General features: G+C 41.2%; 13 protein-coding genes. 2 read left to right on the top strand and 11 right to left on the bottom strand.

All coding sequences use genetic code 11. The features are described 5' to 3' along the window. Positions 1 to 333: 333 nt before the first annotated feature. Positions 334 to 963, top strand: a complete 630-nt coding sequence (locus AC0VZ9_RS11625) for a hypothetical protein (RefSeq protein WP_475397425.1) — start codon at positions 334 to 336, stop codon at positions 961 to 963. A gap of 42 nt (positions 964 to 1005) precedes the next feature. Here AC0VZ9_RS11625 and AC0VZ9_RS11620 read toward each other — a convergent pair whose 3' ends face one another. Next, complete coding sequence (locus tag AC0VZ9_RS11620) at positions 1006 to 1791, bottom strand: glucose-1-dehydrogenase (RefSeq protein ID WP_009330474.1); 786 nt, start codon at positions 1789 to 1791, stop codon at positions 1006 to 1008. Between the two features lie 19 nt (positions 1792 to 1810). Then, on the bottom strand, positions 1811 to 2665 hold the full coding sequence (locus tag AC0VZ9_RS11615; protein ID WP_475397424.1) for a GRP family sugar transporter: 855 nt from the start codon (positions 2663 to 2665) through the stop codon (positions 1811 to 1813). A gap of 295 nt (positions 2666 to 2960) precedes the next feature. On the opposite strand from AC0VZ9_RS11615, the gene sstT reads away from it, so the two are divergent. Next, the gene (gene sstT / locus AC0VZ9_RS11610) at positions 2961 to 4193 is read left to right on the top strand and encodes a serine/threonine transporter SstT (RefSeq protein ID WP_019382012.1); all 1233 of its coding nucleotides are present in this window, start codon (positions 2961 to 2963) and stop codon (positions 4191 to 4193) included. Positions 4194 to 4306: 113 nt separating this feature from the next. Here sstT and AC0VZ9_RS11605 read toward each other — a convergent pair whose 3' ends face one another. From AC0VZ9_RS11605 to AC0VZ9_RS11565, 9 genes are all read right to left on the bottom strand, one after another. Then, a complete protein-coding gene (locus AC0VZ9_RS11605) occupies positions 4307 to 4702 on the bottom strand; it encodes a VOC family protein (protein ID WP_019382011.1) in 396 nt (131 codons plus the stop codon). Positions 4703 to 5303: 601 nt separating this feature from the next. Beyond that, a complete protein-coding gene (locus AC0VZ9_RS11600) occupies positions 5304 to 5717 on the bottom strand; it encodes a class I SAM-dependent methyltransferase (RefSeq protein ID WP_217025161.1) in 414 nt (137 codons plus the stop codon). A gap of 203 nt (positions 5718 to 5920) precedes the next feature. Continuing rightward, complete coding sequence (locus AC0VZ9_RS11595) at positions 5921 to 6820, bottom strand: NAD(P)/FAD-dependent oxidoreductase (protein ID WP_251264598.1); 900 nt, start codon at positions 6818 to 6820, stop codon at positions 5921 to 5923. A 90-nt stretch (positions 6821 to 6910) separates the two neighbouring features. Beyond that, on the bottom strand, positions 6911 to 7327 hold the full coding sequence (locus tag AC0VZ9_RS11590) for an Rrf2 family transcriptional regulator (protein ID WP_009330480.1): 417 nt from the start codon (positions 7325 to 7327) through the stop codon (positions 6911 to 6913). 185 nt (positions 7328 to 7512) lie between these two features. Then, positions 7513 to 8967 carry an SLC13 family permease gene (locus tag AC0VZ9_RS11585; protein ID WP_192908525.1) on the bottom strand — a complete coding sequence of 485 codons (1455 nt, stop codon included), beginning with the start codon at positions 8965 to 8967 and terminating at the stop codon, positions 7513 to 7515. Between the two features lies 1 nt (position 8968). Further along, the gene (locus AC0VZ9_RS11580; protein WP_019382008.1) at positions 8969 to 10150 is read right to left on the bottom strand and encodes a glycerate kinase family protein; all 1182 of its coding nucleotides are present in this window, start codon (positions 10148 to 10150) and stop codon (positions 8969 to 8971) included. A 391-nt stretch (positions 10151 to 10541) separates the two neighbouring features. After that, on the bottom strand, positions 10542 to 10976 hold the full coding sequence (locus AC0VZ9_RS11575; protein ID WP_019382007.1) for an SRPBCC family protein: 435 nt from the start codon (positions 10974 to 10976) through the stop codon (positions 10542 to 10544). A gap of 14 nt (positions 10977 to 10990) precedes the next feature. After that, positions 10991 to 11767 (bottom strand): SRPBCC domain-containing protein, encoded by a 777-nt coding sequence (locus AC0VZ9_RS11570; RefSeq protein WP_019382006.1) that lies wholly within the window; start codon positions 11765 to 11767, stop codon positions 10991 to 10993. 194 nt (positions 11768 to 11961) lie between these two features. Next, the gene (locus AC0VZ9_RS11565; RefSeq protein ID WP_475397422.1) at positions 11962 to 12432 is read right to left on the bottom strand and encodes a hypothetical protein; all 471 of its coding nucleotides are present in this window, start codon (positions 12430 to 12432) and stop codon (positions 11962 to 11964) included. Positions 12433 to 12465 lie beyond the last annotated feature (33 nt).

The raw sequence follows: 12465 nt of genomic DNA, 5'->3' as shown, positions 1-12465 counted from the left end.
GATAATGTTAACCCGATTTCTGCTGCAGGATTTTTTGTCCAGCCTGATTGTATACTCATTTAATAATTTTAACAAATGGACCTTTCACTCTTATATCGAAAGGAAATATTTAATACTTTGTCCGCATCCCGTTCATAGTTTGTTAACATTTACGTATTACAATGAATTTGTACCGAAACATCATACAGCCCTTTTTCTTTACCCCTTCAGGTCCGGCCCTTATTAAGAGGCCGGATTTTTTTATTTATGTCTTTCACCCTTCCAAAAATTTAATCAGCCTTCATGCTACTATTTTCTTTGTAGAGATCAAGATAACTAACTGGAGGGATTAATATGAAACATAGGAAATTAGTAAAATTAGCTGTGGCAGGTTTGGTGTCTGCATTGTTTCTAACTGCGTGCGGTGAAAGCAAGGGTGTATCAACAAAAAGCAAAACAGAGGAGAATGGCGAGGAGCAAAGTGCAAAACCTGAGGAGAAAAAAGAAGAATCAAAGGCTGGCTCCCGCTCCAATCCGATAAAAGTAAATGAGATGGCTGCGATTGAAACGGTCACATACGATGATTCATCAAATGAATATAAAACAAAGATTGAGCTGTCAGTAGAAGAGGTCATTCGCGGACAGGATGCACAGGTCAAACTGAAGGAAATGAATGAGTTTAACGAGGATGCACCTGAAGGATATGAATGGGTTCTTGTAAAAAGCAAAGTAAAAGTTGCCGACTCTGAAACAGAGGACCATCCATTCACCATCGATGGAATCATGAACTTTAAATTTGTCAGCGAGAGCGGCGATGTATACAGCGGCGATACTGTCGCAACAGCAGAACCTGATTTTTCTTTTGAAATGTATAAAGGAAACGAGAAGGAAGGGTATATAGCCGGTTTAGTAAAAACCGGCGAGGGTGCCAAAATGGAATATGATTCCTGGGTAGGAAATACCGTGTTTTTTGATTTGAAATAAAACTTCAAAGCCCCTCTCATTAGTGAGAAGGGCATTTTTCCATCATCCTTTTCCCGCTTGGAATCCGGGATATTGTGTCATGCCTCCGTCAGCATATAATGTCAGTCCGGTGACATAGCTCGCTTCTGTGGAAGCCAGCCACACTGCACAAGCTGCGATTTCTTCGGGCTTCCCGATGTAGCCCATAGGAATGAGCTCAAGGACACCTTTTTTCAATTCAGGATCTGAGAATTTTTCAGCATTAATCGGTGTATCAATAGCACCAGGGGCAATGCAGTTCACCCTGATTCCGTGCGGGGCAAATTCAAGAGCCAGAGTCTCGGTCATCAATTTGACCCCGCCTTTGCTTGCGGCATAGTGAACAAAATGGGGCCAGGGAATTTCCTGATGAACAGATGACATATTAATGATCGAGCCTTTTATTTTGTTTTCCAGCATATAATCAAGGGCTTCCCGGCAGCCAAGAAATTGTCCCGTCAAATTCGTCGAAATAACTTTATTCCAATCCTCAAGGGTGAGTTCTTCAGATGGGACTTCATTTTCGATTCCCGCGTTATTGATCATGACATCGAGGGAACCGAACGTGTTAATTGCATGGGCAATCATTCTTTTAATATCCTCTTCCTTTGTAACATCCCCCTGGATGGCAGATGCACTTCCGCCTGCATTTTCAATCGTTTCAATGATTCCCTGCAGTTCCTGTTCCTCATTAAAATAATTGATGACAACCTTCGCTTTTTCAGCACCGAATCGCTCAGCCATTGCCTTCCCTAGCCCGGTAGCTCCGCCGGTAATGACGATAACTTTGCCTTCAAGACTTGGATACATAAGATCCGCTCCCTTATTTTTATTTTTTCGTAAAGCCCAGCAAAACTCCACCTGCGATAATAAACAAACAGCCCAGGAGAACCATAAACACCTGCTTTTTGCTTTTGCGTTCATTTAAAAAGAAAAGCCCGCCAATGGTCGATATGACAATTCCGGTCTGGGAGAGTGAAAAGCTGGTGGCAACGCCGATTTTCGACAGTGAAAGCAGCAATCCCAGATTCCCCGTGCTCCAAATCAGTCCCGTAATGATATTCCTTATAGCAAATTTGTTATATGGCTTGCGGCGCAGAGTTATGAGGAATGCTCCTGTTACCATCCCAATCGCCTGCGGCAGAATCGCAGACCAGCCGTCAATATCAAACCAGCGTATTAAAACGACATACCCCACAAAACCTGCCGTCGATAAAAGCAGTACAAGCAATCCTTTCTTGAGACTTTTTCCCTGTTCCTTGTCATCCCCCTGTTTCAGAGAAGTCAGAACGGCACCAACAATGATGCAGACAAGAGAGGAGACCCCGATGATAATGCTCATCGTTGTTTCCCATTCTTTAAAAATGAATACCCCAAAAAAAGTTGTTCCAATAAGCTGCAGACCTGTGGACATCGGAGCTGTCTTGGCAACTCCCAGATAGCGGACTGCCCCAAACTGATTTTTCTGCCCGATTGACCAGAACAAACCAGAAATAAAGCCGACTGCCCAAACAATATTGGACAGATCTGGCCTCTTGAAAAGATAGACAGCGATGGCAAATAACAGGGCACCTATTGTAGTACCAAGTGTCTGGCTGTCCTCGTCACCGCCAAGCTTGTTGCTGACAAATACAATGCTGCCCCAGGAAACCGCTGCTATGAGGGCTAGTAGAATTCCAGTCATGGTGTATACCTCATCTTTCGATTATATGTACATTTTTAGATTGCGGCTATAGAAAGGCTCTTATTCCACAAGCAAAAAAGGTATTAAATTCTTTATTATTCTTTCCACAAAAATAAACAAGTGAAACCAATAGCATCAGCAATCTATCTTAATAAAAGCTGTTTGACAGATATTTCAATATAATAATTTATCGCACAATTTATAATATTTGTGTTAAACTAACAAATATCACTGTCAAATAACAGTGACAAGCAATTATTCTCTTTTATATAATAATCACTTCGGAGGGAATTCTATGAAAAACGCAATCAGCAAGTGGAACCAAATAAGCCTGGTCAAAAGAATTCTGCTGGGCATCATCGCAGGTGTCGCCCTGGCTTTGACCATTCCTAAAGCAGCGGGATGGATCACTATCTTCGGCACTCTTTTTGTAGGTGCATTAAAAGCTGTAGCGCCGGTATTGGTATTTTTCCTGGTAATGCACGCCATTTCCAAGCATAGAAGCGGCCATAAGACGAATATGAAATCTATTATCGCCCTTTATGGATTAAGTACTTTTCTGGCTGGATTTGTAGCAGTTGTTGCCAGCTTTATTTTTCCGGTTACCCTGTCACTTGCTCCCGGAGCTGAGGATGTAACACCTCCTGGAGGGATAGCAGAAGTTCTTCAAACCCTTCTGACTAACGTAGTGGACAACCCGGTCAATGCACTGATTAATGGTAACTATATCGGTATTCTGACTTGGGCAATTCTCCTCGGCATTGCTTTAAGAAAATCTGCTGATACTACAAAAAACATGCTCGCAAACTTCTCAGATGCAATCTCGACTTTAGTAAAATGGGTAATTAGCTTCGCTCCAATCGGGATCATGGGTCTCGTGTTTGATGCGATAGTCACCAATGGTCTTTCAGCATTGCTTGATTACGGAAAACTGCTTGCAATCCTGCTCGGTTCTATGTTCTTTATTGCTCTCGTTGTGAATCCGCTTATCGTATTCTTAAACATTCGCAGGAACCCATATCCTCTAGTATTTAAATGTCTGAGAGAAAGCGGAATGACAGCATTCTTTACGCGCAGCTCAGCAGCGAACATCCCTGTAAATATGAGCTTATGCGAAAAGCTTGGGCTGGATGAAGATACTTATTCCGTATCCATCCCATTAGGCGCAACGGTTAACATGGCAGGTGCAGCTGTTACAATTTCTATTCTGACTCTTGCTGCTGTCCATACACTAGGCATTCAAGTGGACTTTGCAACTGCTCTTATCCTTAGCGTATTAGCAGCAGTATCTGCCGCAGGTGCATCAGGTGTTGCAGGCGGTTCGCTTCTTCTCATCCCTTTAGCAGCCAGCTTATTCGGAATACCGAACGACATCGCGATGCAGGTTGTGGGTGTAGGATTCATCATAGGAGTTCTTCAGGATTCTTGTGAAACGGCCCTTAACTCGTCATCAGATGTTCTATTTACCGCAACTGCTGAATATGCAAAGAAACGCAAAGAAGGCAAAATTGTAAAAATCAGTGCCTGATTACGAAATACAGTTGCCAGTCCTTCTGGCTCCTAAACAAAAAAGCCCTCTCATGGAGAAGGCTTTTTTCAATTATGTATTTTTCCATTTGATGATATAAGTTTTAGATAGATTTACTTGGCACTTGCATCCGGCTGGTGAATTCCGAAAATATTCCCTTCAGTATCCTTATAATAACCCTGCCAAGCCATTCCAGGAAGAGCATACTTCGGCAATGCGACAGTGCCGCCATTCTCAATGATTCTGGCTTCAGCTGCATCATAGTCCTCCACACCCATCGTGCAGGCATATCCGTTTAACGCTTGATTAGCTTCTGGTGGCGGTCCCTGTCTTTGCAACAGAGCACCGTTAATGCCAAGTTCTTCTTCATTTCCAGTCACTGCTCCATAATAAGGCATTCCGGCATACTCACTCCAATCCTGAAATGACCATCCGAATACCTCGCCATAAAACTTCTTGGCGCGCTCCATATCGTCCACATGAACTTCAAAATGAACTAATCTGCCCATAGTCTCCTCCTTTTAATTTCGTAATCGCTTACAAATCTATTATAATGCCTATGGAAAAAAGTACAAGGCGCCTTCTTAACCTCTTATTGCTCTTGTTTCTGAAAATAAACAAAAAGATTCGTTAACCAAATTGATACGGGTGCTACAGAGAAATAGGTTAGATACAAGTAAAAATAGACGGTTCCTATTTGCAGGATAAATAGGAGAAAAGGATACGCTTGATACAAAAGTAAAAATAGCACTCAAAGTTTATTTATAAACACCCTTATACAAAATCAAATACAGCACCGGAACTAAAGCGAGTAGCGTTCTCTGATGGTATCAGTGCAGGTGAACGTTTTCCTTCCCTGTGCAAACCCGACAACGTTTATAAGTATGAAAATAAGAAGCGAATGAAACCAAAATTGATGAGTACTCCAGCTCGAGTATTGATTCCAATTATCGCTAGATTGATTTCATAGCCATGTCTCACTCCTTAGGTCTATACTGCCCGCTAAAGAAATGGAGAAGTTCACAGCTCTTCCTCATTTTCAATTATAATTTTTTTAGCTATAATCATATAGATTAGATGGCATCTGTTAAAAAAGCTTCATGGATACATTCAGCCCTGCAAGTTTAATTGCTTCTTCCATTTCAGATGAAGCAATTCTGGGATGTCTTTCTTTTGGAAAGTCTTTCTTTTCAATTTCGATACATACGAAATAGCCGCCAGGCTTAAGCACTCGTTTATTTGCCTCAGTGCACGTGGTAAGGATGGCATCTCATGGAGAACTAATGATGCCAGTGCAAGACCAATACTATTGTCGGGTAATGGAATATGATTAATACTTTCTTTTAGTATTATGATATTTCCATTTTTTTCCTTTTCCACTTTGGGTTTGATAACATCCAGCATATCTCCATCAATATCTAATGCATAAACCATTCCAGCTGTGGCTCTTGCTGCCGGGACTGTAATATAACCAGTGCCAGCACCTATATCCGAAATCTTGTACGTATTCTTAATAGGGATCATTCACAGCAGTTCTTTAGCGGAATATCACCTCTTATTTTGGATTTTCCAGAAATTCTATTTTTCTTTCTGCACGTTCCATTTTTTCTTTCATATTGATCAACTCTTCCTTTGGACAATGTGTAACTCACCAAATAATATTAATGGATATTAAAGACACACACACACTTTAATTATAGTAAAAAAAGTTTTACTTCCAACACCTTTTAAAATTCTTCATTTACTAAATCATGAACGATTCCTATAGCCGCTTTACTTCCCTCACTGGCAGCAATAATCAATTGTGAAGGTGCCAGGATAGAATTATCACCACTGGCATAAACACCTTCAATATTGGTTCGGCCAAGGGTGTCTGTTTCAATTCCTCCCATATTATTCATCTTGCATCCTAATACTTCTGCAAATGGCGCAGCTTGGGTTAAACCCGTTGTGACAAAGCCTCCGGCCCTAAAAAGTTCATTGCCATTTCTAAATTTTATTTTGGCCAAGCGCCCGCTTTCCCCTTCTAAAGCAGCTATCTCATCATCAAATACCCTTATTTGTTTTCTTATTAATATTTCTTTTTGCTCTTCCGAAAATATCAAATTGCCATTCGTACAAACAGCAAGATTATTACTCCAATTTGAAATCATTTTTGCCATATGGAAAGCACGGTTATCCTCTGAGATTAGAACTAATGGGCGGTCTCTTAATTCCCAGCCATCGCAAAATGGGCAACTAAATAAGGTTTTGCCATAAAACTGGTGAATTCCTTCAATTGCTGGAAGTTCATCTTTTAGACCTGTAGCCAAAAGGACCTTTCTGGAGCGAAAGCTTCTGCCGTCTTCTGCACGAACCATGAAAGCATCATTTTCTTTCTTTATATCAGTAACCCGCTGGTTCTCCATTGTGATGTCAGGATAGTTCATTAAATCTTCCCTGGCAATTCTCTTAAACTCAGAAGGTTTGATGCCATCCCTTGTAATAAAACCATGAGATTCGTGAGTTACCGCATTTCTGGGTTTATTCTCATCAAAAAGGATAACTTTTTTCCTTGCCCTTCCAAGAACAAGTGAAGCATTTAATCCGGATGGCCCTCCGCCGATAATGACACAATCTAACAGCATATTTATTTCCTCCTCAATTAAATATATTATAGACTTTTAATATCTATGATTATCACAAAAAAATTACTTAGACTGATTACAATTCTTTTTTTATTTTTTTGTGGAATCAATCTCTTTTGCAATATCAGAAATATATTTTGTATTCAGCTCATCTTTCATCTTTTTCTCAGCTTCAAACATTACCTTTTCAATTAAGCAATCTTCATTTTGTAAATCATCATGTTCCAAAGAACAATGAAACAAGGTGGTGTGCCCTTCGATGGCATGAATGACATCCAGAAAGGAAGTTTTACGCGAATGGCTTACAATGCTGTATCCGCCCTTAACACCAGGAGTAGATTCAATAAGGCCTGCCTTTACAAGTTTCGTGAGAATTTTCGACAGGTAGGTCGGGGAAAGATTTTGGATTTTAGCCAGCTGTTCAACGCCAACAGATTTCCCCTTGGGTGTTAAAGTTAAATATACCATTGTGTGCAATGCATAGTTGGTGGCTTTTGAATATTTCATTTCCTATCTCCTTTATGAATACATTAAAGATCTTTAATGTCTACAATTAACTTTACCCTAAATTTAAGTAACATTCAAGCACACTATCTAATTTTCCCTAACCAGTTCGTTCGGTTCATCCTAATTAAATATATTTCCAATTCAAATGAAAAACCGCATTTTTAAAAACGCGGTAAGTATTTCAGTCAATATAGACTCATACCCGTCCACTGCCAATAAGTACAGTAGAAAATAACTGCAATGGCAATGTAAAGGGGCATTAGGATTGCACTTAACTTAGCTAAAATACCTGCATCATAACTTAATTCATCATCTTCATAAAAAAGGAGCAGTGCCTTAGAACTTACTGGAAAAGTGATGCAGTAGTTCATGCCTATTAAACTGATAAAGACGGCTGCGTATGGATTCATTCCCATTGACTGACTAAACAGAATGATCCCTGGAACCAAAATAATTGCCCTTGTTGTATGGGATGTAATGTATAAATGGCTGGTGACGGTGATGATAAGGATTACTGCTGCCATAATCCAATCCGGAGCATCAGTGAAGATTTGAAGAAAACCTGTAATCTTTCCTTCCATCCAATCTGCCACACCATTTTCAACAAGAATTTTTCCTAGTGCGGATGCTGCTGCAACAAAAAGAATCAAATTCCAAGAAACTGCTTTAAGCCCCTGTTTCCAGGTAATTACACCCATATTCGGCATGGTCAGCGCAATTGCCCCGATTATGGAAACAAATGCAAGATCATATCCATGGAAACTGTCAGTCATCCATCCTATGATCAGAAGAGAAACTATTATTAGAGTTTTAATTTCCGCTCCTGTAAGCGGCATTTGAGGTGGCGTATCCTGGATATTAGGTATAAAAGGTGATTCTTCCAATTCCTTATCGCTCCTCACCATCCACTGAACGGCTATTGAGCTCACGATTGTCATGATCAATGCAAAAGGCAGTCCCCACATTAGCCACTGCAAATAAGAGATGGATTGGCCAGCCCCAGTTTCCAAAAGACCAACACCAATGACATGGGAACCAGCACCAATAAGTGCTGCCGATGTACTCATTAAAATGACAATAGGTATAGTGATTGTTAGAGTTTTTTTCTCTTTTACGGTCAGCCTGCTTGCCAGATGAATAATGACCGGCCTTGCCATGGCAGCTCTGGCGGATGTTGAAGGTATAAAAAAAACAGAGGCGAAAAGAAAGGATATCATCCCACTTTTCAGCTTTGCCGGCGTCCGGCTTTTTCCTAAGATAAACTGAATGAACCGTCCGGTTAAACCTGATTGTTCAACTGCCTCCCCTATGATAAATGCCCCCACCATCAGCCATACCACTTCCTCCGAAAGGGACAGATATAATAGCTCCTGACTCGCTCCATTCATTAAAATGATGAATACGATGCTGGCAAATGCAATGAATCCAGCAGGGAGTTTTGTTGAAATCCATAGTGTTACAGCGGAGAGAAATATGAAAATCGATAACTTTGCTTTATAATCAACCCCATCAGCGAACGCAATCAACAGAAAGAAGAAGACATGGGCGCTGATTATGGCCAGGCTTCTCCCGGAAATACAGTCTATAAGCATAATTAATGGATGGCCGGATTGCCCATGCTTTCCCATTCTAGTCTGCATATTAGACTGCCCCTTCATTGACCCGGTTTCTGCTGGCCATTTTATAGCCAATGTCCACTTGCCGCATGACTGATTCTGTACTGTCCTCAATCCACTGAGGAGCATACAGAATTGCTTTTTCCAGAGATGTCGGCTTTGGAATTATGCTCAAAAAGGCATCTATGCCGGCATCATAATTCAAGGATGCCCCTTTTCCAACCGAACCTGTGATGGCTATGACGGGTATATCGTATTTTTTGGCAATTCTGGCGACTTCAGTCGGTATTTTTCCATTTGGAGTCTGGAAATCGATACTCCCTTCCGCTGTCAGCACGATGTCAGCGGAAGCAATTTTTTCTTCTATCTTTATGTATTTTCTTATAAGGCTGAAACGAGGATGAAGCACTGCCCCAGCAAAAACAGCCAAACCTGCCCCGAGCCCTCCTGAGGCACCGCTTCCCTCGAGGTATCTGACATCGAACCTATAACTTTCTTCTAAAAGATTCGCATAGTGCTCCATGGCTTCGGATAATATTTTTACCTGCTCTTTGGTTGCACCCTTTTGCGGGCCAAATATCCTCGCTACTCCATTGTCCCCGCATAAAACATTTTTCCAATTGCAGGCCACGTCAATTTCAATTTGCCTGACTCGCTTGTCCATGTCTGAGTCATCTATTTGCTTTATTCTTAATAAATCAGCACCTCCCTTTATTTCGGCTACTTTTCCATTACCATCCAAAAACCGGACACCAAGTGCCTGGGCCATCCCTGCCCCCCCATCTGAAGTGCCGGAGTCGCCGCAGCCGATCAAAATACGATCAGCTCCAAAATCCAAAGCAGCAAGAATCAGTTCCCCTACCCCATAAGTAGTCGTCAGTAAAGGATTGCGCTCCTGCAGGGGAACATGCTTCAGACCTGCCACTGCAGCCATCTCTATAACAGCAGTCATTTCACCATTTTCTGCAAAAATGCCGAAATGGGCATTTACCTTTTTGCCGACAGGACCCGTCGCATCTACGTAAATCAAGTGACCGCCTTTTAATCTCGTAATGGTTTTTGCAAACCCTTCTCCGCCATCAATCATAGGAATTATTTCAATGTCGGCTTCCCCGTTATAACGCTGCGCTCCCCTTTCCATCGCCAGCGCCACATCCTCCGCATCCAGGCACTCTTTAAAACCAGACGGTATAATCACAATTTTCATTTAGCTTTCCTCCTAAATTAGTTAGTAATTGTAATGTACCTTCCAAAAACTAGAATTCTTTTAAAATATCATTAAAAAATGATGAGAATGGCGCTGCCCCTATCTGCTAAAAGGAGCATCTACTATAAATTAGTTTTATAAAAAAGGGGAACATAACCAAACTAAGCCGCCCTAAATAGGACGGCTTAGTTTGATTTGATAGGGATTGGACGGTTTTAAAATTGCTAATTGAATAATGAGGCATTAGTATCGCCATATGTATGCTTTAAGGTGAAAACTGCAGCTTATTAATAAGGTGCCCAGCCCTTTAAACAGCCTTTTTAAAGCTGCATAGGGCATACACCTTATGTGAACCCACAGGAAAACCTTCCTGCCGGATGGATGATAAAAATTATTTTTCAAGTATGGCTTTGATTTTTTTTAAATCCTTCATATTTGCTCTTCTCATCATCGGTTCCATCAATGGAGACATGACCTTATTAAACCCTTTTGGGTTCCCTTTATTTCTTAATGTCATGAGGGTATGATTTTCATCGATCGCTTGCCATGTATAGATAGTTTCCATTGGAAATGGGCCATTTGCAGTTTTCATTACCAATATTGCATCTGGAATATAATCAGTAATTTCGTAAACATAAGCAAGTTCCCGGCCAAGAAACTTCGCTCTAAAAGCAATCTGTGATCCTAGTTGAAGCGGTTTTGGTGTCTTCCACTCAACAGCATGTATATTGACATACCATTCAGGAGCATGATCGGGATTTGAAGCATACTCTGACACTTGTGAAGCAGGACAATTAATTGTTATTTCTGTGATTACATCTACCATCTTGTCCTCCAGAATTAGTTCGATTCTACGTATTTTTTTAGCAGGGTTCCAAGCAGGTATTCCCATCCCTTGGAATGCTCCTCTTCCCATTGCTCCTGAATAACACCAGAGGCTGTATGGGAAAGCTGCAGCAGCGTCCCTCCTTCTTTCTCAAGAAGACGATACGTATAGGCACTGTTTACCGCTCCATGCATGCCAAGATGGCCGTGCAGCCGTATTTCTTCAGGCGCATTCACATAGTATACATTCCCCCAGACTGCGCCTTCTTTTTCACCCCATTTTTCGGTGAATTGCCCTCCTGGAACAGGCTCAAACGTAAAGTGGGATGTTACTCCTTTTGGAGCTATGCGAAACTCCCACCACTCTTCCACCTTTTCGGTTAATGCCCTAAATACTTCTTCTCGTGGTGCATCAAGAAATATCTCCTGTTCAATGCGAAATTCCTTTGCTGAATCCATCGGTTTGTCTCCTCCTTTATCTTGAACGGCCCTCCGTAAATTCAACAGCGATCTGGCTGCGGATTTCATGTATTTACCTACCCAGCGCTCATGCATTTCCTGAAGGGGCACTGCATTAAGAAAATGCCTTTTATATTTTCCTTCTCTCCGTACCAAAACTAATTTGCCTTCCTCTAAAATATTTAGATGCTTCATAATGGCATACCTTGTAACTTCAGGAAAATAGTCGTTAAGTTCTCCGGTCGTTCTTGGCGATTTCTTAAGAATATCGAGAATTTCCCTGCGGATTGGATGTCCCAATGCCTTAAAAACGGTGGAAAGCTCGTCGCTCATTACATCGGCCCTTTCGTTATAAATAAAAGTTTAACATGTGACGTTATGGTAACATGTTGATCATCACCAGTCAAGATAACCATGAAAACCCCTCTATCTAAATCCGTTGTTACTTATAAATTAATTTCTTAAATCCTAACGAAGAAAAGCCATGGAACTATCCATGGCTTTCTTCAATTCTTTTTTAATTGCTCTCAATTGGCAGCGTTTCTCTTCCAGAATTGCACTTCTGCAACTGAAAGCATAAGTGGCCCACTATGAGATTCTTCAAATATAATTTTGAACTTAACCATTTTCTTGCCGGATGGCATTTGAGTATGTTCAGTTAAATCGCAGGTTACAGATTTATCGCTTGACCCGACTTCCATTCTACCCAAATCATACTCATTCCCTTCTTCATCAAAAGCTTTTGCACGAAGGGCTTTTATTTTCCCATTGGTATAAAGCGGTCTGTTGAATACTTCAAATCTGGTAAGTTCTGTTGGACTATTAAAGCTGAAATCAACCTCTAATGGAAGAGAAATACCATCGGCTTCCGTAATGCTCCACTTAAGCTCAGCCAGGGAAGATTCACTTATTTCACCGTCAATTAACCGCGGGAAGGCTTCAGCACCATCCTGCATTTTATCTGCTTCACCAGATACAGCGATATCCCTTGCCGTCATGAGCAGTTCCTTCGGCTCTTCAGGCTGCTCGAC

The organism is Cytobacillus sp. QJM3NY_8 (assembly GCF_056173585.1).
This window is presented reverse-complemented; position numbering and strand designations above follow the sequence as displayed.

What these genes read in the sequence shown, in the direction of transcription:
- AC0VZ9_RS11625 (WP_475397425.1), top strand. Translation starts at nt 334, where the DNA reads ATGAAACATAGGAAATTAGTAAAATTAGCTGTGGCAGGTTTGGTGTCT.
- AC0VZ9_RS11620 (WP_009330474.1), bottom strand. Translation starts at nt 1,791, where the DNA reads ATGTATCCAAGTCTTGAAGGCAAAGTTATCGTCATTACCGGCGGAGCT.
- AC0VZ9_RS11615 (WP_475397424.1), bottom strand. Translation starts at nt 2,665, where the DNA reads ATGACTGGAATTCTACTAGCCCTCATAGCAGCGGTTTCCTGGGGCAGC.
- sstT (WP_019382012.1), top strand. Translation starts at nt 2,961, where the DNA reads ATGAAAAACGCAATCAGCAAGTGGAACCAAATAAGCCTGGTCAAAAGA.
- AC0VZ9_RS11605 (WP_019382011.1), bottom strand. Translation starts at nt 4,702, where the DNA reads ATGGGCAGATTAGTTCATTTTGAAGTTCATGTGGACGATATGGAGCGC.
- AC0VZ9_RS11600 (WP_217025161.1), bottom strand. Translation starts at nt 5,717, where the DNA reads ATGATCCCTATTAAGAATACGTACAAGATTTCGGATATAGGTGCTGGC.
- AC0VZ9_RS11595 (WP_251264598.1), bottom strand. Translation starts at nt 6,820, where the DNA reads ATGCTGTTAGATTGTGTCATTATCGGCGGAGGGCCATCCGGATTAAAT.
- AC0VZ9_RS11590 (WP_009330480.1), bottom strand. Translation starts at nt 7,327, where the DNA reads ATGAAATATTCAAAAGCCACCAACTATGCATTGCACACAATGGTATAT.
- AC0VZ9_RS11585 (WP_192908525.1), bottom strand. Translation starts at nt 8,967, where the DNA reads ATGCAGACTAGAATGGGAAAGCATGGGCAATCCGGCCATCCATTAATT.
- AC0VZ9_RS11580 (WP_019382008.1), bottom strand. Translation starts at nt 10,150, where the DNA reads ATGAAAATTGTGATTATACCGTCTGGTTTTAAAGAGTGCCTGGATGCG.
- AC0VZ9_RS11575 (WP_019382007.1), bottom strand. Translation starts at nt 10,976, where the DNA reads ATGGTAGATGTAATCACAGAAATAACAATTAATTGTCCTGCTTCACAA.
- AC0VZ9_RS11570 (WP_019382006.1), bottom strand. Translation starts at nt 11,767, where the DNA reads ATGAGCGACGAGCTTTCCACCGTTTTTAAGGCATTGGGACATCCAATC.
- AC0VZ9_RS11565 (WP_475397422.1), bottom strand. Translation starts at nt 12,432, where the DNA reads ATGACGGCAAGGGATATCGCTGTATCTGGTGAAGCAGATAAAATGCAG.